The organism is Pseudomonas sp. SZ40 (assembly GCF_052958135.1).
Genome location: NZ_JBQWIF010000001.1, coordinates 49306 through 73044 on the forward strand (window position 1 = coordinate 49306; position 23739 = coordinate 73044).

Annotated in this window: 18 protein-coding genes; 13 read left to right on the forward strand and 5 right to left on the reverse strand. The window is 64.9% G+C overall.

Going from position 1 to position 23739, the window contains the following annotated elements; all coding sequences use genetic code 11:
- Positions 1-16: 16 nt before the first annotated feature.
- From antB to ACT9T4_RS00270, 5 genes are all read right to left on the reverse strand, one after another.
- Positions 17-508, reverse strand: coding sequence for an anthranilate 1,2-dioxygenase small subunit (gene antB / locus ACT9T4_RS00250; RefSeq protein ID WP_179538920.1), 492 nt, complete (start codon positions 506-508; stop codon positions 17-19).
- 3 nt (positions 509-511) lie between these two features.
- Positions 512-1915 (reverse strand): anthranilate 1,2-dioxygenase large subunit, encoded by a 1404-nt coding sequence (antA, locus tag ACT9T4_RS00255; protein ID WP_179538919.1) that lies wholly within the window; start codon positions 1913-1915, stop codon positions 512-514.
- 316 nt (positions 1916-2231) lie between these two features.
- Positions 2232-3359 carry a PQQ-dependent sugar dehydrogenase gene (locus ACT9T4_RS00260; RefSeq protein ID WP_179538918.1) on the reverse strand — a complete coding sequence of 376 codons (1128 nt, stop codon included), beginning with the start codon at positions 3357-3359 and terminating at the stop codon, positions 2232-2234.
- A gap of 175 nt (positions 3360-3534) precedes the next feature.
- Positions 3535-4836 carry a C4-dicarboxylate transporter DctA gene (dctA, locus tag ACT9T4_RS00265; RefSeq protein ID WP_179538917.1) on the reverse strand — a complete coding sequence of 434 codons (1302 nt, stop codon included), beginning with the start codon at positions 4834-4836 and terminating at the stop codon, positions 3535-3537.
- Positions 4837-4906: 70 nt separating this feature from the next.
- Positions 4907-6262, reverse strand: a complete 1356-nt coding sequence (locus ACT9T4_RS00270; protein ID WP_179538916.1) for a class-II fumarase/aspartase family protein — start codon at positions 6260-6262, stop codon at positions 4907-4909.
- Between the two features lie 113 nt (positions 6263-6375).
- On the opposite strand from ACT9T4_RS00270, the gene ACT9T4_RS00275 reads away from it, so the two are divergent.
- The 13 genes from ACT9T4_RS00275 to ACT9T4_RS00335 all read left to right on the forward strand — a co-directional run bounded on the left by ACT9T4_RS00275 (position 6376) and on the right by ACT9T4_RS00335 (position 23698).
- Positions 6376-7113, forward strand: a complete 738-nt coding sequence (locus ACT9T4_RS00275) for a GntR family transcriptional regulator (protein WP_179538915.1) — start codon at positions 6376-6378, stop codon at positions 7111-7113.
- Positions 7114-7186: 73 nt separating this feature from the next.
- Positions 7187-10600 (forward strand): AAA family ATPase, encoded by a 3414-nt coding sequence (locus ACT9T4_RS00280; RefSeq protein WP_499115007.1) that lies wholly within the window; start codon positions 7187-7189, stop codon positions 10598-10600.
- Positions 10590-11051: a hypothetical protein gene (locus tag ACT9T4_RS00285; RefSeq protein WP_499115008.1), complete on the forward strand. Its 462-nt coding sequence runs from the start codon at positions 10590-10592 to the stop codon at positions 11049-11051. The genes ACT9T4_RS00280 and ACT9T4_RS00285 overlap by 11 nt, the downstream gene beginning before the upstream one ends.
- Positions 11052-11184: 133 nt before the next feature.
- Positions 11185-12828 carry a glucan biosynthesis protein D gene (locus ACT9T4_RS00290; RefSeq protein ID WP_042551834.1) on the forward strand — a complete coding sequence of 548 codons (1644 nt, stop codon included), beginning with the start codon at positions 11185-11187 and terminating at the stop codon, positions 12826-12828.
- 96 nt (positions 12829-12924) lie between these two features.
- Entirely contained in the window at positions 12925-13476 is a 552-nt protein-coding gene (locus tag ACT9T4_RS00295; RefSeq protein ID WP_042551833.1) for a YaeQ family protein, read from the forward strand.
- A 69-nt stretch (positions 13477-13545) separates the two neighbouring features.
- The gene (gene recJ, locus ACT9T4_RS00300) at positions 13546-15258 is read left to right on the forward strand and encodes a single-stranded-DNA-specific exonuclease RecJ (RefSeq protein ID WP_179538911.1); all 1713 of its coding nucleotides are present in this window, start codon (positions 13546-13548) and stop codon (positions 15256-15258) included.
- A gap of 165 nt (positions 15259-15423) precedes the next feature.
- On the forward strand, positions 15424-16152 hold the full coding sequence (locus tag ACT9T4_RS00305) for a tellurite resistance TerB family protein (protein WP_499115009.1): 729 nt from the start codon (positions 15424-15426) through the stop codon (positions 16150-16152).
- Between the two features lie 200 nt (positions 16153-16352).
- The gene (locus ACT9T4_RS00310) at positions 16353-17975 is read left to right on the forward strand and encodes a methyl-accepting chemotaxis protein (RefSeq protein ID WP_499115010.1); all 1623 of its coding nucleotides are present in this window, start codon (positions 16353-16355) and stop codon (positions 17973-17975) included.
- A gap of 4 nt (positions 17976-17979) precedes the next feature.
- On the forward strand, positions 17980-18495 hold the full coding sequence (locus ACT9T4_RS00315) for a chemotaxis protein CheW (RefSeq protein WP_042551830.1): 516 nt from the start codon (positions 17980-17982) through the stop codon (positions 18493-18495).
- Complete coding sequence (locus ACT9T4_RS00320; protein ID WP_179538909.1) at positions 18492-19739, forward strand: CheR family methyltransferase; 1248 nt, start codon at positions 18492-18494, stop codon at positions 19737-19739. The genes ACT9T4_RS00315 and ACT9T4_RS00320 overlap by 4 nt, the downstream gene beginning before the upstream one ends.
- Complete coding sequence (locus tag ACT9T4_RS00325) at positions 19729-20409, forward strand: chemotaxis protein CheW (protein ID WP_042551828.1); 681 nt, start codon at positions 19729-19731, stop codon at positions 20407-20409. Before ACT9T4_RS00320 ends, ACT9T4_RS00325 begins: the two co-directional genes overlap by 11 nt.
- The gene (locus tag ACT9T4_RS00330; protein ID WP_499115011.1) at positions 20406-22697 is read left to right on the forward strand and encodes a hybrid sensor histidine kinase/response regulator; all 2292 of its coding nucleotides are present in this window, start codon (positions 20406-20408) and stop codon (positions 22695-22697) included. The genes ACT9T4_RS00325 and ACT9T4_RS00330 overlap by 4 nt, the downstream gene beginning before the upstream one ends.
- A complete protein-coding gene (locus tag ACT9T4_RS00335; RefSeq protein WP_499115012.1) occupies positions 22694-23698 on the forward strand; it encodes a chemotaxis response regulator protein-glutamate methylesterase in 1005 nt (334 codons plus the stop codon). Before ACT9T4_RS00330 ends, ACT9T4_RS00335 begins: the two co-directional genes overlap by 4 nt.
- The last annotated feature ends 41 nt before the right edge of the window (positions 23699-23739 follow it).

Below are 23739 nucleotides of genomic sequence, written 5' to 3' on the forward strand. Positions count from 1 at the left end.
TCGATAATCCGCTGAATCAGAGGTGGTAGAAGTCGAGCACTGAATTGATGGTGTCGTTGAGCAGCACCACGTGCTTGCGCGCGATCTTCCAGCTGTCGCCGGCCGGGCGCAGCCGGTAGTTGGCATGGCCGAAGAACTGCTCGGCGCTGCCCATGCGGTAGTACAGCGTCAGCCAGTTGACCCGCACCTCCAGCGCGTCGTCGGCCAGCGGGGCGATACGCAGGTTGCTGATCTGGTGCAGCGTGCGCGGCATGGGAATGGTCGACGCCGCCTTGCCGGTGCGGATGCGGAACACCCGATCTTCCAGGCCGCCGCGGTTGGGGTAATAGATCAGCGACATGCCTTTCTTCGGATCGCGGGTGTAGACGTGTTCCGACTCCCACTGCGGCAGATGGAACTCGCTGTCCTCGCTGAACAGATCCAGGTAGGCATCCCAGTCCTGTGCATCGCACAGCTCGGCCATGCGGTAGAAGAATTGCTCGATGCGGTATTGCAGTTCGGCATTCATGGCTCAGACCTCGTGCAGTTTCAGTGCTGCTTCGTCGGCGGCCTTGCGCGCCAGGCCGTCGAGCAGGAAGCGTTGCCAGTTGGCGTGCTGGTTGACGTACAACCCTTCATGGGTGAATTCGGTACCGGTAAGTACCGGCGCGATGCCGATGGCCTCGCTGTTGGGGGTCGCACCGTCCACCCATTTGCCGTGCCCGCGGGAGATATCGCTCCAGCGCTCCAGGCGTGCCTGGAAGCCTCGCTGGGCCTCGCGAAACTCCACCAGATCGTCCGGCGTACCCATGCCCGAGACGTTGAAGAAGTCTTCGAACTGACGGATGCGGTTTTCGCGATCAGCGTCGGATTCGCCCTTCACGCCAAGGCAGAAGCTGTTGATCTCGGTCTTGTTCCAGGCAATCGGACGAATGATGCGCAGCTGCGAGCTGATCTGATCGAGGAAGAACATGCTCGGGTAGATGTTCAGGTTGCGCAGGCGGTGCATCATCCACTCGGCCTTGCTCTGCCCGTACTCCTCCACCAGGCGCGGCATGATGCTGGCGTAGCCGGGGCGCACGGCGGGGTTGGGCATGTCGCTGAACAGCAGGCTGTGGCCGTTGTGGAACGAGAACCAGCCATCGTCGGTCTGCGCGTCACCGGCACCCAGCTTGCTGTAGTCGAGGGTGGCACTGGCGGCGGTGCCTTTCTCCGCGTTGACCTGCTGGCGGTGCTGCACGGTAGCCACGTAGTTGTAGTGCACGGTACTGACGTGATAACCGTCCAGACCGTTCTCGTTCTGCAGTTTCCAGTTGCCATCGTAGGTGTAGGCCGACTTGCCCGGCAGCACTTCCAGTTCACCGGTGGGCGACTGGGCGACCATCATGTCGAAGAACACCCGAGCATCGTTGAGGTAGTCCTCCAGGCTGTCGCTGCCGCTGGTGTCGAGGCTGACGAAGACGAAGCCCTTGTAGCTGTCGATACGCGCCTTCTTCAGGCCACGGGTGGCTTTGTCGAAGTCTTGCGGGTACTCGCCAGGTGCTTTCACCTTCACCAGGCGCCCGTCGCTCTTGTAGCACCAGGCATGGAACGGGCAGGTGAAGGTCGACTGATTGCCCTTGCTCACTCGGGTCAGGGTGGTGCCGCGGTGCTGACAGGCATTGATCAGCGCGTTGAGTCGGCCCTCGCCATCACGGGTGATGATCAGTGGCTGGCGACCGGCACGGATGGTCACGAAGTCGTGCTTGTTGGGTATTTCGCTTTCGTGGCAGGCGTAGATCCAGTTCTTCTCGAAGATCAGCTCCATCTCCAGGTCGAACAGTTCCGGCTCGGTGAACATGTCCCGGGCGATGCGATAAACACCTTCCACGGGGCGAAAATCCAGGCAGCCCTCAATGAAGCGCTGCCATTGGGTCACGGTTCTCATGTTGCTCATCGGGGGGCTCCTTTCGAGTGATCAGGCTCGGCTCGATTGAAGCGCCGGTGCCCCCGGCTATCTATCCATTTACTGCGAGGGGACTATCCGTTTTGCGGTTATCCGCACTAAGTGGATAGTGGCTGCGCAAGGTGTCCATCAGCGGCAGCAGCAGTGGTGGGGCAGGGTGCAGCCAGCCGCTGGTTCGACGTGCTTCCTGGCGATTGTTGCCAGGCATGAAAAAACCGCAGCCAGGCTGCGGTTCTTTCATGGGGGCACGCCGTGTTCAGTGTGGCGTCGAGCGAGGCGATCCCCTGGGCCAGGTATCGCCGGCCAGCTACTTGGGCTGCAGCTCCAGCAGGCGACCGCCGCTGCCATCTTCCAGCAGCCAGATGCTGCCATCCGGGCCTTCCTGCACTTCGCGGATGCGTGCGCCCATGTCGTAACGCTCGGCCTCGCGGGCGTTGTCGCCGTCGAAGGCGACACGCACCAGTGCCTGCGAGGACAGCCCGCCGATCAGCCCTGCGCCGTCCCAGCCCGGAAAGCGCTCGCCCTGATAGATGACGAAACCCGCCGGGGAAATGACCGGGTTCCAGGTGATCTTCGGCGCTTCGAATTCGGGGCGGGTGTCGTGATCCGGGATCGATTTGCCGCCGTAGTGATCGCCGTTGGAAACTTCCGGATAGCCGTAGTTTTCGCCACGCACGATCAGGTTCAGTTCGTCGCCGCCAGCCGGGCCCATTTCGTGCACCCACAGCTTGTCCTGAGCGTCGAAGGCGATGCCGAGCATGTTGCGATGGCCCAGCGACCAGACCTGGGCAGCGACGCCGCCCTGGTCGGCGAACGGGTTGTCGCCAGGCACGCTACCGTCATCGTTCAGGCGCACGAGCTTGCCCAGATTGGCCTGCATGTCCTGGGCCGGCGTGAATTTCTGCCGCTCGCTTGAGGTGATCCACAGCTTGCCGTCCGGGCCGAAGGCCAGTCGATGACCATAGTGGCCGGCGCCGCTGACTTTCGGCGTCTGCTGCCAGATCACGCTCAGTTCGGTGAGTGCGCCACTGCCGTCGTCGTTGAGCTGCAGCTTGGCGCGGGCCACTGCTGCGCCCCGGGTATCGCCATCACCGGCTTCGGCATAGCTGATGTAGACCCAGCCGTTAGTGGCGAAGTCCGGATGCAGGATCACGTCGCCGAAGCCACCCTGGCCGCCGTAGGCGACTTCCGGCACACCGGCGATGTCGTGGGTAGCGCCGCTCTTCGGGTCGACATGCTTGAGTGCGCCGCGCTTTTCGGTGACCAGCAAGGTGCCGTCGGGCAGGAAGGTCATGGCCCAGGGCTCGTCGAGGGTGGCCCGGGGTTCGGCGGTGAACGGCCATTGCGCCTGGGGCAGGGCGTCTGCAGCCTGGGCGCTGAGGGTGGCGAGACTGAGTGCGATACCACCGAGCAGGTGGTGGACGGGACGGACCATGGCGAATCTCTCTCCTTAAGGACGGATCTCACACGTTACCCGCGCCTTGCGCGGGTAGCCGGACGTATTTGTTACGACGCACGTCAGCGCCGCTCCGTTCAAACGAAAAGCCCCGGCTACGCGCATGAAGCGCATGGCCGGGGCCTTGGGAACGCCGGGTTTCAGCGAGCGGCTATCAGAGCGCTGCCTGCGGGCTGCGGCCCAGCACGCGCTGGTATTCCTCTCTGGCCTCCTGCTCGGAGAACTCACCCGACCACTTCGACACCACCACGGTGGCGACGCTATTGCCGATGGTGTTGCAGGTGGCGATGGCCATCGACATGAAGCGGTACACGCCGAACAGCAGCGCCAGGCCTTCGACCGGTAGCGAGCCGATCGCCGTCACCGTGGCCGCGAACACCACGAAGCTGCCACCGGAAACCGCTGCGGCGCCTTTCGAGGTCACCAGCATGATGGCGAGAATCCCCAGTTGCTGCTCCCAGCTCAGCGGTACGCCATAGGCATTGGCGATGAACAGCACGCACAGCGACATGTAAATCGACGTGCCGTCCAGGTTGAAGGCATAGCCGGTGGGCAGCACCAGGCCGACGCTCTGCTTGGAACAGCCGAACTTCTCGAGTTTCTGCAGCAGGCGTGGCAGGGCACTTTCCGAGGAGGCGGTGCCGATGACGATGAAGATCTCGTCCTTGATGTACTTGAGGAAGCGCCACAGGCTGAAGCCGGAGAGTCGGCAGATGGTTCCCAGCACCACGAAAATGAAGAAGAACACCGCTGCGTAGAACATCAGCACCAGGTTGGCCAGCGACATCAGCACCGCGGTGCCATTGCTGCCTACCGCGTAGGCCACCGAGCCGAAGGCGCCCAGCGGGGCCAGTTTCATGATCAGGTTGATGAACTCGAAGAAGCATTCGGAAACGCGGTTCAGGCCGTCCTCGATCACTTCGCGTTTCTCGGCCTTGAGCGCCAGCAGGGCGAAGCCGAACAGTACCGAGATCACCAGCACCTGCAGCAACTGGCCACCGGCGAAGGCGCCGACGAAGTTGTCGGGGAAGATGCCGTAGATGAAGTCAATGGTCGATTGCGGGGCGTGACCCTTGGCGACCGCCGCTGCGGCAGCCGCCGAGGTGGCACCGCTGGGGTGGGCATCGTGCATGCCGGAGCCGATCTCGATCAGGTTGCCCCAGAGCAGGCCGATGGCCAATGCCAGTGTGGACACCACCTCGAAGTAGATCAGCGCGCGTATGCCCACTTTGCCGACGCGCTTGATGTCGCCCGCCGAGGCGATGCCGTGTACCACGGTGAAGAACACCAGCGGCGCCACGGCGGTCTTGATCAGCTTGAGGAAGATGTCGCCGAGGATCTTGAACTTGGCCGCGAGCTCGGGGGCGATGAAGCCGAAGGCGATACCGAGCACCATGGCCGCGATGACCTGGAAGGTCAGGTCGCGATAAAACGGTTTTTTGGCTGTGGATGACATGTCGGAATTCTCAATTGTTGTCTTTATGGTCTTGAGAGGTTTGGGCCCGTCGCCAGGCCCGGAGCGGCGATCAGCGGGCGACGCGCCCCTGGCGCTGCAGGGCGCGGTCGACCATGGGCCCGGCCAGGCCGAGGTAGTTGGCGGGATCGGTCAGGCGTTGCAGTTCGGCGCGGGGCAGGTGGTCGGCGACTTCGGGATCGCGCAGCAGGGCGTCGAGCAGGCTGACGTTCTCGTCGTTGGCCACACGGCAGGCGGCGTAGACCACGTCATGGGCGACCTGACGACCGAGCTCCGGAGCGAGGCCCATCATCACCGCCTCGGCGACGATCAGGCCGCGGGTCATGTCCAGGTTCTGACGCATGCGCTCGGTGCGCACGTCCAGCCCGGCGAGCATGAACTTGGCCTGGCCCAGTGAGGCCGCGCTGAGGGCGAAGGCTTCGGGAATGGCGATCCACTCCGCCTGCCAGGGGCCGGTGGAGCGCTCGAAGTCCTGGATCATCGCATCGAGCATCAGCCCGGCCTGCTGGCGCACGCCCTTGGCGGCGGCGTACATCAGCTCACAGGAAATCGGGTTGCGCTTCTGCGGCATGGTGCTGCTGGCGCCACGGCCCTTGACGAAGGGTTCGTAGGCCTCGCCCAGCTCGCTGGTCATCATCATCATGACGTCCAGGGCCACCTTGCCCAGCGAGCCGGTCACCAGTCCGAGGAAGTTGAGGGTCTCGGCCAGGCCGTCGCGGGCGACGTGCCAGGTGGCCTGTGGCACGCCCAGGCCGAGTTCCGCCATCAGCGCTTCCTGCACCTCCAGGCCCTTGTCGCCCAGCGACGCGAGGGTGCCGGCAGCACCGGCGAACTGGCCGATCTCGACCCGCGGGCGCAGTTCCACCAGGCGCTCGGCATGGCGGTCGAACATGCTCAGCCATACCGCGCACTTGTAGCCGAAGGTGATCGGCAGGGCGTGTTGCAGGTGGGTACGGCCTGCCATCGGCGTGTCGCGGTAGCGCTGCGCCAGGTCGGCGAGCAGACCCCGTACGGCCTGGATGTCACGCTCGACGATGGCCAGGGCGGCGCGCACCTGCAGGACCACGGCGGTGTCCATGATGTCCTGGGTGGTGGCGCCCCAGTGCACGTAACGACCGGCGTCACCACAGGTCTTCGACAATTGCTCGACCAGCGGCAGGATCGGGTAGCCGACGATTTCCGTTTCGTGCTGCATCAATGCCAGGTCGAGGGATGCGTAGCTAGCCTTGGCGGCAATCACCTCGGCGGCCTCGGCAGGAATCACGCCGCAGCGGGCTTCGGCGCGGGCGAGTGCGACCTCCACCTCGATATAGCGCTCGATCAGCGCTTTGTCGGAAAACACGTTGCGCATTTCGGCGGTGCCGAACATGTCGCGGAACAGGGCGGAGTCGAAGACGGTGGTGGACATGGGAAAGGATCCTGGCTGTTATTATTGATCGGACATAACTTATATGTACGGACATAATAAATACGCCTGCGCTGATACACTGTCAACCGCAACGGATCGGGAGCAGGTGAACGGTGAATCAGGCGCTTTATGCGGTCGTGGCAAGGGATCTGACGGAAAGCATCGTCAACGGGCGTTACCCGGTGGGGTCCCTGCTGCCCACGGAACTGGAGCTGTGCGAGATCTACGGGGTCAGCCGGCACACGGTGCGAGCAGCCATCACCCAACTGCTCAACCAGGGGCTGGTATCGCGTCGCAAGCGCGTCGGCACCCGGGTCGAATCGGCTTCGCCCAGCGGCGGTTACTCGCAATCGCTGGCGTCGGTCGCGGACCTGGTGCACCTGGCGGAAACCCAGATCCGCAGCATCCAGCGCGTCAATCATTTCGTCGCCGATATCGCCGAAGCCAAGCGCCTCGGCCTGCAGCCAGGCGGCCGCTACTTCTGCGTATCGAGCATCCGCATCGAGGAGGGGCACGCCCATGCTCCGCTGTGCTGGACCGACGTGTACGCCGAGCAGTGCTACGAGGCGGCCATCGAACTGGCCCGTGAGCACCCGGACGAACTGATCTCCGCACTGATCGAAAAGCGCTATGGGCGGCATATCGAGATCGTCGATCAGCAGGTCAAGGCCGTGCTGCTCGATGCCGAGCTGGCGAGCAGCCTGAATGCCGAAGTCGGTGCGCCGGGGCTGAAGATCGTCCGCCATTACCGCGACGAGCAGGGCGAACTGGTGGTGGTCTCGGAAACCGTGCACCCGGCTGACCGCTTCACACTGGTCATGCAGATGAAGCGTGAAAGGTCGCAGAGCTAGGGGCTGGCTGCACCCCTGCGGCAACGGTGCCACAATAGCCGTTCTGCCGTGACCCGAGCCCAGCCCCCCGTTCATGAAAATTCTCAGCCTGCGTCTGAAGAACCTCAACTCGCTCAAGGGCGAGTGGAAGATCGATTTCACCGCCGAGCCCTTCGCCAGCAATGGCCTGTTCGCCATCACCGGGCCGACCGGTGCGGGCAAGACCACCCTGCTCGATGCCATCTGCCTGGCGCTGTACCACCGCACGCCGCGCATGGAGCGGGTCGGCGGCGAAAACGAGCTGATGACCCGGCACACGGCCGAGTGCCTGGCCGAGGTCGAGTTCGAGGTCAAGGGGCAGGGCTATCGCGCGTTCTGGAGCCAGCGGCGCGCGCGGGACAAGTCCGACGGCGCGTTGCAGGGCGCCAAGGCCGAGCTGGCACGGCTGGATGGCGAGATCATCACCGACAAGCTCAGTGAGAAACCCCGCGAAGTGGAGCGCCTGACCGGCCTGGATTTTGGCCGTTTCACCAAATCGATGCTGCTGGCCCAGGGCGGTTTCGCCGCTTTTCTGGAGGCCTCCGCCAACCAGCGCGCCGAGTTGCTGGAAGAGCTGACCGGTACCGACATCTACGGGCTGATTTCCCAGCGGGTGTTCGAGCAGACCCGCGACGTGAAGACCCATCTCGATCAGTTGCGCGCCCGTGCCGAGGGCGTCGAGCTGCTTGGTGACGAGCAGCGCCAGGCCCTTGGTGACGAGGCGGCGCAACTGGCGGTAGAGGAAGGCGAAACGCAGAGCGCGTTCGCCGAAGCCGGCCGACAGCGGCAGTGGCTGACCGATCTGGCGCGCGCCGAGGCGCAGGTCACGGCGGCGGCCATTCAGGTCGAGGCCGCCAGCCAGGCCGAGCACGAGGCGGCCAGCGAACTCACGCGCCTGCACAAGAGCGAGCCCGCGCAGCGGCTACAGCCTGCGTATCAGGCCAGGCGCGAGGCTGCCAGGGCATTGGCGACCAGTGAAGATCAACAACGAGCGCATCGTCAGGAGCTTGCCGCAGTCGGTGAACGTCTGCAGGCGAGTCTCGAGCTGGCAGCGCGGGCCAGCGCTGCGATCGCCCTGGAAAGGCACGGGGCCTTGCAGCGCCTGGACGATGAGTGCCGCGCCCTCGATGTGCAGTTGCAGGCCTCTGCCGACCATGAACGATTGAGCACCCAGCTCAGCGGCTGGCAGCATGCCTTCGACGCACGCGATCAGGCGCAGCAGGCCATGGCCACGTTACAGGCCAGGCGGCGGGCTGGCGACGATCAGTTGCAGCAGTTTCAGCTCAGCCTCAGCGGGCTTGCCCAATCGGTGCAGGCTGCCGCCCAGACCAAGGCCAATGCCGAACAGCGTGTCGCCGAGGTGGAAGCGCGCTGGCAGAAGGCCCTGGCCGGGCGCAGCGAAACCGACTGGCGCAATCACTGGCAGCAGGTGCACGCCCGCGGCAGCGCACTGGAGCAACTGGGGCAACTGGCTGAGCGACGTAGCCAGCTCGGGCAGCAACAGCAGCGCGTTGCGGCCGGTCTTGCCCGACAGCAGCACGATCTGGCCGAGCGCGAGGGGCGGCGTTCGGCATTGCGCGAGCGCTATCGGGAGGTCAAGCAGCGGCTGACCGATCAGGACAAGCTCCTCGAGCAGGAGCAGCGCATTCAGGCGCTGGAGGCCTATCGCAGCCAACTTCAGGCGGGCGAGGCCTGCCCGTTGTGTGGTTCCACCGAGCACCCGGCCATCGCCGCCTATCAGGCACTGGACGTATCGGCGACCCAGCGTGAGCGCGATGAGGCGCGGCAGACGCTCGAGGCACTGACCGAGCAGGGGCAGGATCTCGGCAATCAGCTTGCCGCGCTGCAGGCCCAGGTGGCGCAGAGCAGGGAGCAGGAGCAGGAACTGCAGCGCCAGCTCGATGCGCTGGTCGCTGCCTGGCAGCGTCAGGGCGAGGTGCTCGACCCACTGCCCGATGACGAGCCAGCACTCGCCGCCGCGCAAACCCGGCAGATCGCCGAACGCGTCGAGGTCGACGCGACCCTCAAGCAGCTCGATGGCCTCAAGCAGGAACTCGAACGCACCCGCCAGGATGCCGGCATCAGCACCCAGAAACATCTGGCGGCCCAGCAGCAACTGAGCGCCATCGAGCGCGACCGCGATCTCGCCCAGGCGGCGGCGCAGGCGTTGAGCGAGCAGCTCGACGCACAGCGAGAGCACCACGGCCAGGTCGAGGCCGAACTGACGGCACAACTGGCCGCCTTCGGTCATTCACTACCCGCTGACGGAGCGGCCTGGCTGGCCGATCGCAAGGCCGACGCCGGGCGCTGGCAGGAGGCGCAGCAGCGGCGTCAGGTGCTGGCACAGCAGCAACCAGGCTTGCAGCACCAGGTCGCCGATGCGGATAAACAGGCACAACAGTGGCAGGCACGCTGGCAGGAGGCGGGCGGTGAACCGCTGGTCACCGGGTTGCTGGACCAGGCCGCTGCACGTCTCGAGTCGGCCGAGGCGGGGTGGCGGAGTGCGGAGCAGCGCGGCCTGGAACTGCGCGTCACGCTGGAGGGCTTCGCTCAGCGGCAGGTCGGTCTGAGCGAGGCCGAGCAGAGCGCTGCCGCTCATTGGCAGGCGGCACTGGAGGGCAGCCCGTTCGGCGATGAAGGCGAGTTCCTGGAAGCCCTGCTCGACGAGAGCCAGCGCGAGCAGTTGCTGGCGCTCAGGCAGCGCCTGGAGAAAGCCCAGACCGAAGCCCGAGCGCTGCATGCCTCGGCTCAAGCACAGTTGAGCACGCTGCATACGGACCCACAGACCGAGCACAGTGCCGAGCATCTGGACGAACAGCTGCAGGCCTTGCAGGCGGCCTTGAAGCAGCTGGGCCAGCGCCAGGGCGAAATTCGCGGGCAGTTGCAGGGCGACGCCCAGCGCCGTCTCAATCAGCAGGCGCTGTTCGAGGCCATCGAGGCACAGCGCCGCGAGTACGATAGCTGGCAACAGCTCAACAGCCTGATCGGCTCGGCCGACGGCGCCAAGTACCGGCGTTTCGCCCAGGGGCTGACCCTCGGCCATCTGGTGCACCTGGCCAATGGTCAACTGCAGCGCCTGCATGGTCGTTACCAGTTGGCGCGCAAGTCGCTGGGTGAGCTGGAACTGGAGGTGATCGATACCTGGCAGGGCGATGTGGCCAGGGACACGCGCACCTTGTCCGGCGGCGAAAGTTTTCTGGTCAGCCTGGCCCTGGCTCTGGCGCTGTCCGATCTGGTCAGCCACAAGACGCGCATCGACTCGCTGTTTCTCGATGAAGGCTTCGGTACCCTGGACGGGGAAACACTGGAGGTCGCCCTCGATGCATTGGACAACCTCAACGCCAGCGGCAAGATGATCGGTGTGATCAGCCACGTCGAGGCGCTCAAGGAGCGGGTCGCCGTGCAGCTCAAGGTCAGCAAGGGGGTTGGCATGGGTTACAGCACGTTGGAGAAACGTTATGCGGTCTAAAGTTCTTGTGCTGTGCCTACTGACCAGCCTTGCCCATGCCGAAGATGCCCAGGACGATCATGGCCTGCAGGTGATGGACGAGCGTGGTTGCGTGCTTGGCAATGCGAGCATGCAGGCACCGACCCTGACCCTGATGGCTGCCGCCTATGGTGAGTCGCCAGCGCGCAAGGACATGGCGCTGGCGCAGATGAAAGAGGCGCTGCAGGCCGGTTGCCCGGTCGACGAACCCGATCAGATGGGCCTCTCCGCCCTCAATGGCGCGATCCTCTATGACGAGCCGGAGCTGGTGAAGCTGCTGCTCGAAGGCGGCGCCGATCCGCGGCGCAAGATCGTCAGCCCGAAGACCACGCTCAATGGCCTCGATTCCTTCGCCTTTCTCGAACTGCTCGGCAAGCGCGATGGCAAGCGTGATCGCAAGGCCATCAGGGCGCTGCTGCAAGCGAAACGCTAGGCGTTTCGCCTGTCATCCTGCGGCCGCACACTGACGGTTGCAAATTCTCCGTGGAACCATGTGGCGGGTAGGGCTATCTGTTGTAGGTCTTTTTTATCGCCTTCGGGCAGATCCCAACCCATCAGGTACGCCCATGCAAAGACGTAACCTCCTGAAAGCTTCCATGTTGATGGCAGCTTGTGCCGGTCTTCCTGCCGGACTGTTCAGCCTGCGCAGCTTCGCCGAAACCGCCGACGGCAAGGCCGAACCCTTCGATTTCAAACAGCTGCAGTCGCGCGCCAAGAGCATGGCCGGCAGGGCCTACAAGAGCACCGCCGAGGTGTTGCCCAAGACCCTCGCCGAGCTGACGCCCCAGCAGTTCAATGCCATCCAGTACGACCCGGCGCACTCGCTGTGGAACGAACTGGACGGGCAGCTGGACGTGCAGTTCTTCCACGTCGGCATGGGCTTTCGTCAGCCCGTGCGCATGCATGCCGTCGATGCCAAGAGCCGGGTCGCCCGCGAAGTGCATTTCCGTCCCGAACTGTTCGAATACGGCAAGAGTGGCGTGGACGTTGCGCAGCTCAAGGGTGACCTGGGCTTCGCCGGTCTCAAGGTGTTCAAACAGCCGAACATCGCCAAGTACGACATCGTCTCCTTCCTCGGCGCCAGCTATTTCCGCGCGGTGGACAACACCGGCCAGTACGGCCTGTCGGCCCGCGGCCTGGCCGTCGATACCTTTACCGACACGCCTGAAGAATTCCCCGATTTCACCGAATTCTGGTTCGAAACGCCGGACAAGAACGCCACCCGTTTCGTCCTCTATGCGTTGCTCGATTCGCCGAGCGCCACCGGTGCCTTCCGCTTCGATATCGATTGCCTGGAAGACCGCGTGGTGATGGACATCGACGCCCACATCAATGCCCGCAAGACCATCAAGCAACTGGGCATCTCGCCGATGACCAGCATGTTTTCCTGCGGCGGGCACGAGCGGCGCATGTGTGATTTCGTCGCCACGGCGATTCACGACAGCGACCGCCTGTCCATGTGGCGCGGCAACGGCGAGTGGGTCTGCCGACCGCTGAACAATCCGGAGAAACTGCAGTTCAACGCCTTCGCCGATACCAACCCGAAAGGCTTCGGCCTGGTGCAGTTCGACCATGACTTCAAGTCGTATCAGGACACCGTGGTCTGGTACAGCCGCCGGCCGAGCCTGTGGGTCGAGCCGACCACCCCGTGGGGTGAAGGCAGCATCGATCTGCTGGAGATTCCTACCACCGGCGAAACCATGGACAACATCGTCTGCTTCTGGAACCCCAAGCAGGCCATCGAGCCCGGCACGTCGCTCAACTTCGGCTACAAACTGCACTGGGCAGCGCTGCCGCCGGTCAAGCCGACCCTGGCGCAGGTGCAGGCTACCCGCTCCGGCATGGGTGGTTTCACTCTTGGCTGGGCGCCGGGCGAGCACTGGCCAAAGCAGTGGGCACGTCGTTTCGCCATCGACTTCGGTGGCGGCCCGCTGGCCAAGATGGACGCCAAGGCCCAGGTCGAGGTGGTCGTCGAGGCTTCCCACGGTGAGGTCAAGGATTTCAGCATCCTTGCCCTGTACCCGGAAGTCGAAGGCTTCCGCGCACAGTTCGACTGGTTCCCGAGCAGCGACAGCGTCGAGCCTGTGAACATGCGTGCCTACCTGCGCCGCGTCGACAACAAGGAAGTGCTGAGCGAAACCTGGCTGTACCAGTACTTCCCGCCGGCGCCAGCAGAGCGTCGCTATCCGGACTGGAAAGCCGAGTCCTGACGAGGCAGGGCAGACGCCCCTTTGGGCGGCGCTCTGCCCACGCTTCCAGCTGGCCTGCTAGACTGGCGCACTTTTCCGAATTCCAAGAAGTGCGCCATGGCCCAGCCGTCCACGACCTACAAGATCGATCTCAACCTCACCGATATCGATCGCAGCATCTATGAGAGCCTGCGTTTCACCGTGGCCCGTCATCCCTCGGAAACCGAGGAGCGTCTGGCGGCGCGGCTGATCGCCTATGCCTTGTTCTATCAGGAGCATCTGGCCTTCGGCCGCGGCCTGTCCGATGTCGACGAGCCGGCGCTGTGGGAGAAGAGCCTTGACGGTCGTGTGCTGCACTGGATCGAAGTCGGCCAGCCGGACAGCGAGCGCATCACCTGGTGCTCGCGCCGTACCGAGAAATTCAGCCTGGTGGCCTACGGCAACCTGCGCGTGTGGCAGACCAAGTGCCTCGACCCGGTGCGCACCCTGAAGAACATCAACGTGGTCGCCCTGGGTCAGGAGGCACTGGCCGATCTGTCCCTGGATTTGCCCCGTTCCCTGAGCTGGAGCGTGATGATCAGCGATGGCGAGCTGTTCGTGACCGACGAGCGCGGCCAGCACGAAATTCCCGTGGAGTGGTTGGCTGGCGAGCGAACGCTGGGCAACTGATCCGACCCGCGCCACGCCTGCGGGCCTGGCGCGCCCCCTGTTTCACCGCACGAGTAGAATCCGACGTCCATGCGTATCGAGTCCCGCCCGCTTCCCGCTTCTCTGCCCGATCTGGGTAATCTGCCACCGTTGTTGACCCGCCTTTACGCGGCCCGTGGGGTGCTCTCGGCAGTGGAGCTGGAAAAGGGTCTGGCACGGCTGATTCCGTTCACCCAGCTCAAGGGCATCGAGGCGGCGGTGGCGCTGCTGGTCGAAGGGCTGCGTGAGCGCCAGCGCCTGCTGATCGTCGGCGATTTCGATGCCGATGGCGCCACCGCGAGCACCGTTGGCATGCTCGGTTTGCGCATGCTGGGCGCTGCCCATGTCGATTATCTGGTGCCGAACCGCTTCGAGTACGGCTATGGCCTGACGCCGGAAATCGTCGCCGTGGCGCTGACCCGCGAGCCGGAACTGCTGATCACCGTGGACAACGGCATCTCCAGCATCGAGGGCGTGGCGGCGGCCAAGGCGGCGGGGCTGAAGGTGCTGGTCACCGACCATCACCTGCCGGGCCACGAATTGCCTGACGCCGATGCCATCGTCAATCCCAATCAGCCGGGCTGCAGCTTCCCGAGCAAATCGCTGGCCGGCGTCGGGGTGATTTTCTACGTGCTGCTGGCGCTGCGTGCGCGACTGCGCGAGCTGGGCTGGTTCAGCGCCGAGCGTCCCGAGCCCAATCTGGGCGAGTTGCTCGACCTGGTGGCCCTGGGCAGTGTGGCCGACGTCGTGCCCCTGGACGCCAACAACCGCATTCTGGTCCACCAGGGCCTGGCGCGTATCCGTGCCGGGCGCGCGCGGCCGGGTTTGCGGGCGTTGCTGGAGGTCGCCGGCAAGCAGCATGGGCGCATCACCTCCACCGACCTGGGCTTCATTCTCGGCCCGCGCCTGAATGCCGCCGGGCGTCTCGACGACATGAGCCTGGGGATCGAATGCCTGCTCTGCGAGGACGAAGGCCTGGCCCGTGACATGGCCGTGCAGCTCGATCAGTTCAACCAGGACCGCAAGGCCATCGAGCAGGGCATGCAGCGCGAGGCGCTGGCTCAGCTCAAGGATCTGCCCCTGGAAAACCTGCCGTTCGGGCTGTGCCTGTTCGAGGCCGACTGGCACCAGGGAGTGATCGGCATCCTCGCCTCGCGCCTGAAGGAACGCTATCACCGTCCGACCATTGCCTTCGCCGACGCCGGGGAGGGTATGTTCAAGGGCTCCGCGCGCTCGGTGCCGGGCTTTCATATCCGCGACGCGCTGGATGCCGTGGCGTCGCGCCATCCGGGGCTGATCAGCAAGTTCGGCGGGCACGCCATGGCCGCCGGCCTGTCACTGCCGGCCGAGCACTTCGAGACCTTTGCCGCGGCGTTCGACGAAGAAGTTCGTCGTCAGCTCTGCGAGGACGACCTGACCGGGCGGCTGCTGTCCGACGGCGTGCTGAGCATCGACGAATTCAATCTGCCGCTGGCCCGCGAGCTGCGCAATGCCGGGCCCTGGGGGCAGCATTTTCCCGAGCCGCTGTTCCATGGCGCGTTCCAGCTGGTGCAGCAGCGCATCGTCGGTGAGCGCCACCTCAAGGTGGTGCTGAAGAGCGAGTGCGGCAGCCTGCAACTGGACGGCATCGCCTTTGGCGTCGACCGTGAGGTGTGGCCCAACCCGACGGTGCGCTGGGTCGAGCTGGCCTACAAGCTGGACGTCAACGAATTCCGTGGTCAGGAATCGGTGCAGTTGTTGATCTCTCACCTGGCGCCGCGTTGACGTTCAGTCACGGAGCCCCGACGCCATCTTGAACGTTGCCCACAGGCCGATTGTCTATCTGCCTGTGCGACGCGGCCGTACGCGCAATATCTTGATGCAATCTGTAACCAACGTCGGCCAGGCTTCGCAGTAGATTCGTCCGTTCCTGAACCATTGGAGATCTCCATGAATACGCGCGGCTTGCTCGACCAACTGCTGAAGTCCGGGCAGGAATTGCTGCAACAGAAAACCGCCGGCAAGTCCTCTTCGGGGCTGGGCGGAGCGCTGGGTGGATTGCTGGGCGGCGGCAGTGGTGGAGCCGGCAAGGCTGACAACGGTGGTATCGGCTCGATGCTCAAGGGCGCCGGTGGTGGTGCCGCGCTGGCCATGCTGCTGGGCAACAAGAGCGCCCGCAAGGTCGGTGGCAAGGTCATCACCTATGGTGGCCTCGCCGCGCTGGGCGTGATCGCCTACAAGGCCTATGGCAACTGGCAGGCCAAGCAGGCCGGTGCGCCACAGGGCGAGCCGCAGACCCTCGACCGTCTGCCTGCTCCCCAGGTGGAGCTGCACAGCCAGGGCATTCTCAAGGCACTGGTGGCTGCGGCCAAGGCCGACGGCCATGTCGACGAGCGCGAGCGCGAGCTGATCGAAGGCGAGTTGAGCAAACTGGCCAGCGACGCCGAAACCCAGCGCTGGCTGCAGGCCGAGCTGAACAAACCGCTGGACCCCGCGGATGTGGCACGTTCGGCCAGCACGCCGGAAATGGCTGCGGAAATGTACGTCGCCAGCGTGCTGATGGTCGATGAAGAGCACTTCATGGAACGCGCCTACCTGGAAGAGCTGGCCCGCCAGTTGAAGCTCGACCCGGCCCTCAAGGCCGAACTCGAAGCCCAGGTTCGCCAGGATCTGCAGTAACTCCGCCGCACCGGCTGCCGACGGCTCAGTGCCGCTCGGCAGCCTTATTTCTTCTTCCCCCCTGACACTCAAGCGCCTGTTGCTACAGTAAATAGGTCTGTCTCGCTTGCGCTGCAACCGCAACGCCCATAGAGTCCGGCGCATGACCTGCGGAGGCTACCCGCAGGCTTCATTTAGAGTCTCGGCAGATGGGGTTGAATGTGAAGAACTGGACTGTTCGCCAGCGTATCCAGGCAAGTTTCGCGATCATCATCGCGATCATGCTGTTGATGGCCGCGGCATCCTTCGAGCGCCTGCTCAAGGTCGAGGGTGGGGCTACCCGTCTGCTGGACGATGCCATGCCTGGCATGTTCCACATCACTCAGGTGCGCAGTGCCTGGACGGACCTGTTCCACCAGACCATCGTGCAGGTCAGTATCAAGGAGCAACACAGGCTCAGTGATGCCGACCGTCAACTGATCAAGGGCGCCAGCGACAAGCTGGTCGCGTCGCTTGCCGACTACCGGGCGACCATTCGCGATGACACTGACCGGAGTGCCCTGGAGGCCTTCGATCAGACCCGCGAGCTGTTCGCGCAGCAGCAGGCCAGCGTGCTGACGGTCTATGACGAAGGCCGCTCCGTCGAGGCGCGGGCCCAGCTGGCCGGGCAACTGACCGATACCTGGAACGTCGGGCGTACTCAGCTCACTTCGATGATCGAGCTTAATCGCGATGTGGCGTATTCCTCTGCCGGGGATATCGTTTCTGCGGTCAGCCGAGCCAAATTGAGCATGGTGGTATCTGTGCTGCTGGCAATCATCGCTGCTTTCGTATGCGGTTACTTCCTGATGCAGGCGATCACCCGCCCGGTGCAGCAGGTGGTACACACCCTGCAGGCACTGGCCAGTGGCGACCTGACCGTGCGCCTGAACCTCGGCCGTCGTGACGAGTTCGGTGCCATCGAAACCGGCTTCAACGGCATGGCCGAAGAGATCAAGACGCTGGTCGCCCAGGCGCAGCGTTCCGCCGTGCAGGTCACCACCTCGGTGACCGAGATCGCCGCCACCTCCAAGCAGCAGCAGGCCACCGCCACGGAAACCGCGGCTACCACCACCGAGATCGGTGCCACCTCCCGGGAAATCGCCGCCACGTCGCGGGATCTGGTGCGCACCATGACCGAGGTTTCCGGCGCCGCCGAGCAGACGTCGACCCTGGCCGGAGCAGGGCAGTTGGGCCTGGCGCGCATGGAAGACACCATGCATCAGGTGATGAGCGCCGCCGAGCTGGTCAACGCCAAGCTGGCGATCCTCAACGAGAAGGCCGGCAACATCAATCACGTGGTCACCACCATCGTCAAAGTCGCCGACCAGACCAACCTGCTGTCGCTCAACGCCGCCATCGAAGCGGAGAAGGCTGGCGAGTACGGCCGTGGCTTCGCGGTGGTCGCCACCGAAGTTCGCCGTCTGGCCGACCAGACCGCCGTGGCTACCTACGATATCGAACAGATGGTTCGCGAGATCCAGTCGGCGGTTTCCGCCGGCGTGATGGGCATGGACAAGTTCTCCGAGGAAGTGCGCCGCGGGATCGGCGAAGTCGGCCAGGTCGGCGAGCAGCTCGCGCAGATCATCCATCAGGTGCAGGCGCTGGCGCCCCGTGTCTTGATGGTCAATGAAGGCATGCAGGCGCAGTCCACCGGTGCCGAGCAGATCAATCAGGCGCTGGTGCAGCTCAGTGAAGCCTCGTCGCAGACCGTCGAGTCGCTACGCCAGGCCAGCGCATCGATCGACGACCTCAATCTGGTGGCGAACGGTTTGCGTACCGGCGTCAGCCGCTTCAAGGTCTGAGCCGGTGAGCGAAACAGGCAGGCCATCGCCGGGGCGGCGTAGCCCCGGTCAGCTGTTCCTGTTGTTCAGCATGGGCACGGATCGCTACGCCCTGGATGTTCGTGAAGTGGTCGAAGTGATGCCGTTGCGCAGCTTCAAGCAGATCCCGGCTGCCCCCGATTGGGTTGCTGGGCTGTTCGCCTATCGCGGCAAGCCGGTACCGGTGCTCGACCTGTCTTTCCAGGCCCTCGGTCAGCCAGCCACGGTGCGCACCAGCACGCGCCTGGTGATCGTCAACTACCAACCCCAGGCGAGCCAGCCTGCTCGCCTGCTGGGACTGATTCTGGAACAGGCCAGCGATACCCTGCGCAGCCCCGCCGAGGCATTCGTCGACGCCGGGGTGAGCGTGCCCAATGCCCGCTACCTGGGGCCGGTGCTCAAGGCCGAACAGGGGTTGGTGCAATGGGTCCGCGTGGCCGATCTGCTCGACGAAGCGGTGCGTGAGCTGCTGTTCGCGGCAACCCTGGAGGCCAGCGTATGAGCGGCCGTTTCGAGCGCCTGTTGCATGGCTTGATCGGACTCGATGCCGAGTCGGTAGGCCAGGTGGTGATCGAACGTGCGGTTCGCCAGCGCGTCGCGGCACTGGGCTGTGCCGACGAGGAGGCCTATTGGCTGCAACTGCAGGCCTCCGCCATCGAGCAGCAGGCACTGGTCGAGGCCGTGGTGGTACCGGAGACCTGGTTCTTTCGCTACCCGGAATCCTTCGTCGCGCTCGCGCAACTGGCCCGTGAGCGGGTCGCGCAGATCATGGGCGTTCGCCCGCTGCGCATACTCAGCCTGCCCTGTTCGAGTGGCGAAGAGCCGTATTCCATTGCCATGGCGCTGCTCGATGCCGGGCTGCCGGGCGAAACGTTTCGCATCGATGCCATGGACATCAGCGAGCTGATACTGGTTCGCGCACAGCGAGCGCTGTACGGGCGCAATTCGTTCCGTGGCGACAACCTGAGCTTTCGTGATCGGCACTTCGTCGAAACCCCGGAAGGCTTTCAGCTCCAGGACGAGGTGCGTCGCAAGGTCCGTCTGCTTGCCGGCAACCTGCTGGCCCCCGGTCTGCTGGCTGGCGAGGCGCCCTACGATTTCGTGTTCTGTCGCAACCTGCTGATCTACTTCGACCGACCGACCCAGCAATCCGTGGCGGCCGTGCTGCAACGGCTCATGCGTGACGACGGTGCACTGTTCATCGGGCCGGCCGAGGCCAGCCTGTTCAGCCAGGTTGGCATGCAGGCCTTGAACATCCCCCTGGCCTTCGTGTTTCGCCGAGCCAGTGACACGCCGCCGCGTCTCGCGGCCTCGCTGCGCCAGGTCGCCCCGGCCATACCCGCGCGGGCACGGGTCGCAGCACCTGTCGCTGCGCCAGACAAACCGCCGGTGCGCCGGGTGCCTGCCGCAGCGCCGCCGCCGGTGGCCGCAGGCGATGCCGCCCTGGATGAAATCGCCACGCTGGCCAACGCCGGGCGCAGCGACGAAGCCCGCATGGCTTGCGAACGCTATCTCGCCGCGCACGGCCCGACGGCTCAGGCGTTCTACTGGCTGGGCCTGCTCAGCGATGTGGCCGGGCGTAGCAGCGAGGCCCAGGATTATTACCGCAAAACCCTGTATCTGGCGCCCAGGCACGCCGAAGCGCTGGCTCACCTGTCGGCGCTGCTCGCTGCCCGTGGTGATCTGGCGGGCGCCAAGCGCCTGCAGCAACGTGCCGGGCGTGGAGTGAGCCGCGATGACCGATAGTCTTCTGCCGCTGAGCGATGTCGAACGGGCGGCCATCGACGATTGCTGGAACCGCATCGGCGTGCAGGGCGACAAGTCCTGTGAGCGCCTGGTCCAGCACATTCACTGTCGCAACTGCGAGGTTCACGCGTCCCTGGCTACCCGCCTGCTGGATCGATTCGCTTTGCAGCGCGATGAGGATGAGCCAGAGCATGAGTGGGTCGAGGAAGAGAGCGGCGAGCGTCGTTCGATTCTCATCTTCCGGGTAGGGGAGGCCTGGTTGGCGCTGGCCACCCGTGCATTGAGCGAGGTGGCGACGCGCACCTCGATCCACTCGCTGCCACACCAGCGTTCATTGGGTTTGATGGGGGTGACCAACGTGCGTGGCGCGCTGGTGGCCTGCGTTTCGTTGGCGGAGATGCTCGGGCTGGAGAGCGCCGAGGCGGTTACCGAACGTCGCGTGGTGCCACGCATGCTGATCTTCAGCCTGGCGGATGGTCCGGTGGTCATGCCGGTCGACGAGGTCGAAGGCATCGAGGCCATTGCCGTCAGCCAGGTGGTCGAGACCGGCAACGGCAGTGTGCCGATGGCGCGGCGTTTCGCCTCCGGGGTTCTCCAGTGGAAAGGTCGCAGCGTGACCCTGCTCGACGAGCAGATACTGCAGCAAACCATCGCCAGGAGCCTCGGATGACGCCCGACCAGATGCGCGACGCTTCGCTGCTGGAGTTGTTCAAGCTCGAAGCCGAGGCCCAGACCCAGGTGCTCAACAACGGCTTGCTGGTGCTCGAGCGCGATCCGCGTCATGCGGACTCCCTCGAGGCCTGCATGCGCGCAGCCCATTCCCTCAAGGGCGCGGCACGCATCGTCGGTCTCGACGCCGGGGTGAAGGTCGCTCACGTAATGGAAGACTGCCTGGTGGAGGCTCAGGAAGGCCGCCTGTTGCTGCAACCCGAATACATCGATGCGCTGTTGCAAGGCGCCGACATTCTGCTGAGCCTGGGCTCGCCCGCGGCCGATACGAATGGAACCGGCGCGGCTGTCGATGCGCTGATCGAACGCCTCGGTGCTCTCGCGCGGGGTGGTTACGTACCGGCCCAGCGCTCAGCGGTGCCGGTGCCGGTGGCGCCCGCCGTCATCGCCGAGCCTGAGCCGCTCGTACAGGAATCGCCGGAGCCGCAAAGTGCACCTGCCAGGGCGAGAGCCGAAGGCAGCGAAGTGCAGGGCGAGGGGCGTGGACGCATCCTGCGGGTCAGTGCCGAGCGACTCGACCATCTGCTGGACATCTCCAGCAAGTCGCTGGTCGAGTTCCAGCGCATCAAGCCCCTCGGCGATGGCCTGCAGCGTCTCAAACGGCTGCAAACCGTCGCGCGCCGCGCCCTCGACGTAGCCCGTGAAGCGCTACCGGAAGGCAGCATCGATGCGCAGGCCGAGGCCATGCTGGTGGAAACCCGCCAGGCGCTCACCGAGTGCCAGCAGGTGCTTGCCCAGCACATGACCGATCTGGACGATTTCGGCTGGCAGGGCGGCCAGCGCGCCCAGTCCCTCTACGACGCCGCGCTGGCGTCGCGCATGCGGCCGTTCGCCGATGTGTTGTCGGGCCATGAACGCATGCTGCGTGACCTGGCCCGGGCGCTCGGCAAGCAGGTACGGCTGGTGATCGAGGGCGAAAGCACGCAGGTCGACCGCGACGTGCTGGAACGTCTCGAGGCACCGCTGACGCATTTGCTGCGCAATGCTCTGGACCACGGCATCGAGCCGCCCGAGGTGCGCCTGGCGCGCGGCAAGACAGCCGAAGGCCAGATACTGATTCGCGCCCGTCACCACGCCGGCATGCTATTGCTGGAACTCAGTGACGATGGCGGCGGCGTCGATCTGCATAAACTGCGCAGTGCGGTGATCAGCCGTGGTTTCGCCACCGAACAGACCGGCGAGCAGCTGACCGAGGAGGAGCTGCTGGCCTTCCTGTTCCTGCCCGGCTTCAGCATGCGTGATCAGGTCACCGAGGTGTCCGGCCGCGGTGTTGGCCTGGATGCCGTTCAGCACATGGTGCGGCAACTGCGCGGCGGTGTGCGCATGCAGCAGCGCCAGGGGCAGGGTTCGACCTTCCACCTGGAGGTGCCGCTGACGTTGTCGGTGGTGCGCAGCCTGGTCGTCGAGGTCGGTGGCGAAGCCTATGCCTTGCCGCTGGCCCACATCGAACGGATGACCCGCCTGCAGGCCGAAGACATCGTTCAACTGGAAGGGCGTCAGCACTTCTGGAGCGAAGGGCAGCACGTCGGTCTGATCGCGGCCAGCCAGATTCTCCAGCGCCCGGAAGGCAAGCCCAGCGACAACGGCATTCCGGTGGTGCTGATCCGTGACCGTGACAACCTGTTCGGTCTGGTGGTGGAGCGTTTCGTCGGTGAGCGCACGCTGGTGGTGATGCCGCTGGATCCACGGCTGGGCAAGGTGCAGGATGTGTCGGCAGGGGCGTTGCTGGACGACGGCACGCCGGTGCTGATCCTCGACGTCGAGGACATGCTGATGTCGGTCGCCAAACTGCTCGGCAGCGGTCGCCTGGAGCGGGTCGACCGTAGCGTCCGCCAGCTTGCCGGTGTTCAGCGCAAGCGCGTGCTGGTGGTCGACGATTCGCTGACCGTGCGCGAGCTGGAGCGCAAGCTGCTGCTCGGGCGGGGTTATGACGTGGCCGTGGCGGTCGATGGCATGGATGGCTGGAACGCCCTGCGCGCCGAGCACTTCGACCTGCTGATTACCGATATCGACATGCCGCGCATGGACGGTATCGAACTGGTCACCCTGGTGCGCCGCGACAGCCGCCTGCAATCGCTGCCGGTGATGGTGGTGTCCTACAAGGATCGCGAAGAAGATCGCCGGCGTGGTCTGGATGCCGGAGCCGACTATTATCTTGCCAAGGCCAGTTTCCATGACGAGGCGTTGCTCGACGCCGTGGTCGATCTGGTTGGAGAGCCGCACGAATGAGGATCGGGATCGTCAACGACATGCCGCTGGCGGTGGAGGCTCTGCGCCGAGCCCTGGCTCTGGAGCCGGAGCATCGCATCGCCTGGGTGGCGGGCAACGGTGCCGAGGCGCTGCAGCGCTGCGAAGTCGATCTGCCGGATCTATTGCTGATGGATCTGCTGATGCCGGTCATGGATGGGGTCGAGGCGACGCGACGGATCATGGCGCAGAGCCCGTGCGCGATCCTCATCGTCTCGGTGGATATCGAGCAGTACGTCAACCGGGTGTTCGAGGCCATGGGCCATGGGGCTCTCGACGCGGTCAATACGCCTTCGCTGGGCGGCGACGCAGCCGCTGACGCGGCGACGTTGCTGCGCAAGATCCAGAACATTGGCTGGTTGATCGGCCAGAACACGGGCCGCAAGCATAGCGTCTCAGCCCAGGCGCCAAGAGCGTCGGCGGCACGCCGGCTGGTGGCCATCGGTGCCTCGGCGGGCGGTCCGGCGGCGCTGGCCTCGCTGCTCAAGCAATTGCCGGGAAATTTCAATGCGGCGGTCATGCTGGTGCAGCACGTCGACGAGGTGTTCGCCGCTGGTATGGCCGACTGGCTGGCCGGTGAGTCGGCCCTGCCGGTGCGCCTGGCCCGCGACGGCGAGCAACCGCAAGCGGGTGTGGTGCTGCTGGCGGGCACCAACAACCATATGCGCCTGCAGCGCAATGGCGAGCTGACCTATACAGAAGAGCCACGCAGCCACGTCTATCGCCCCTCCATCGATGTGTTCTTCGACAGCGTGGTCGAGCACTGGACGGGCGATGCCATCGGCGTGTTGCTCACCGGCATGGGCCGTGATGGCGCGCTGGGGCTCAAGAACATGCGCGCCCGCGGGTTCCTCACCATCGCTCAGAACCAGGCCAGCTGCGCGGTGTATGGCATGCCCAAGGCAGCGGCGGAACTCGATGCCGCGAAGGAGATACTCGCCCTCGAACGCATCGCTCCCCGTATCGTTGAGCTATTTGGCTGATAGACTTACTCTGCGTCCAACTTTTAAGAGACTCGCCTTCA

Excerpts from the sequence above, each read along its gene's own strand:
- antB (WP_179538920.1), bottom strand. The coding sequence starts at position 508 with ATGAATGCCGAACTGCAATACCGCATCGAGCAATTCTTCTACCGCATG.
- antA (WP_179538919.1), bottom strand. The coding sequence starts at position 1,915 with ATGAGCAACATGAGAACCGTGACCCAATGGCAGCGCTTCATTGAGGGC.
- ACT9T4_RS00305 (WP_499115009.1), top strand. The coding sequence starts at position 15,424 with ATGAATACGCGCGGCTTGCTCGACCAACTGCTGAAGTCCGGGCAGGAA.
- recJ (WP_179538911.1), top strand. The coding sequence starts at position 13,546 with ATGCGTATCGAGTCCCGCCCGCTTCCCGCTTCTCTGCCCGATCTGGGT.
- ACT9T4_RS00325 (WP_042551828.1), top strand. The coding sequence starts at position 19,729 with ATGACCGATAGTCTTCTGCCGCTGAGCGATGTCGAACGGGCGGCCATC.
- ACT9T4_RS00260 (WP_179538918.1), bottom strand. The coding sequence starts at position 3,359 with ATGGTCCGTCCCGTCCACCACCTGCTCGGTGGTATCGCACTCAGTCTC.
- ACT9T4_RS00280 (WP_499115007.1), top strand. The coding sequence starts at position 7,187 with ATGAAAATTCTCAGCCTGCGTCTGAAGAACCTCAACTCGCTCAAGGGC.
- ACT9T4_RS00330 (WP_499115011.1), top strand. The coding sequence starts at position 20,406 with ATGACGCCCGACCAGATGCGCGACGCTTCGCTGCTGGAGTTGTTCAAG.
- ACT9T4_RS00270 (WP_179538916.1), bottom strand. The coding sequence starts at position 6,262 with ATGTCCACCACCGTCTTCGACTCCGCCCTGTTCCGCGACATGTTCGGC.
- ACT9T4_RS00335 (WP_499115012.1), top strand. The coding sequence starts at position 22,694 with ATGAGGATCGGGATCGTCAACGACATGCCGCTGGCGGTGGAGGCTCTG.
- ACT9T4_RS00285 (WP_499115008.1), top strand. The coding sequence starts at position 10,590 with ATGCGGTCTAAAGTTCTTGTGCTGTGCCTACTGACCAGCCTTGCCCAT.
- ACT9T4_RS00290 (WP_042551834.1), top strand. The coding sequence starts at position 11,185 with ATGCAAAGACGTAACCTCCTGAAAGCTTCCATGTTGATGGCAGCTTGT.
- ACT9T4_RS00320 (WP_179538909.1), top strand. The coding sequence starts at position 18,492 with ATGAGCGGCCGTTTCGAGCGCCTGTTGCATGGCTTGATCGGACTCGAT.
- ACT9T4_RS00295 (WP_042551833.1), top strand. The coding sequence starts at position 12,925 with ATGGCCCAGCCGTCCACGACCTACAAGATCGATCTCAACCTCACCGAT.
- dctA (WP_179538917.1), bottom strand. The coding sequence starts at position 4,836 with ATGTCATCCACAGCCAAAAAACCGTTTTATCGCGACCTGACCTTCCAG.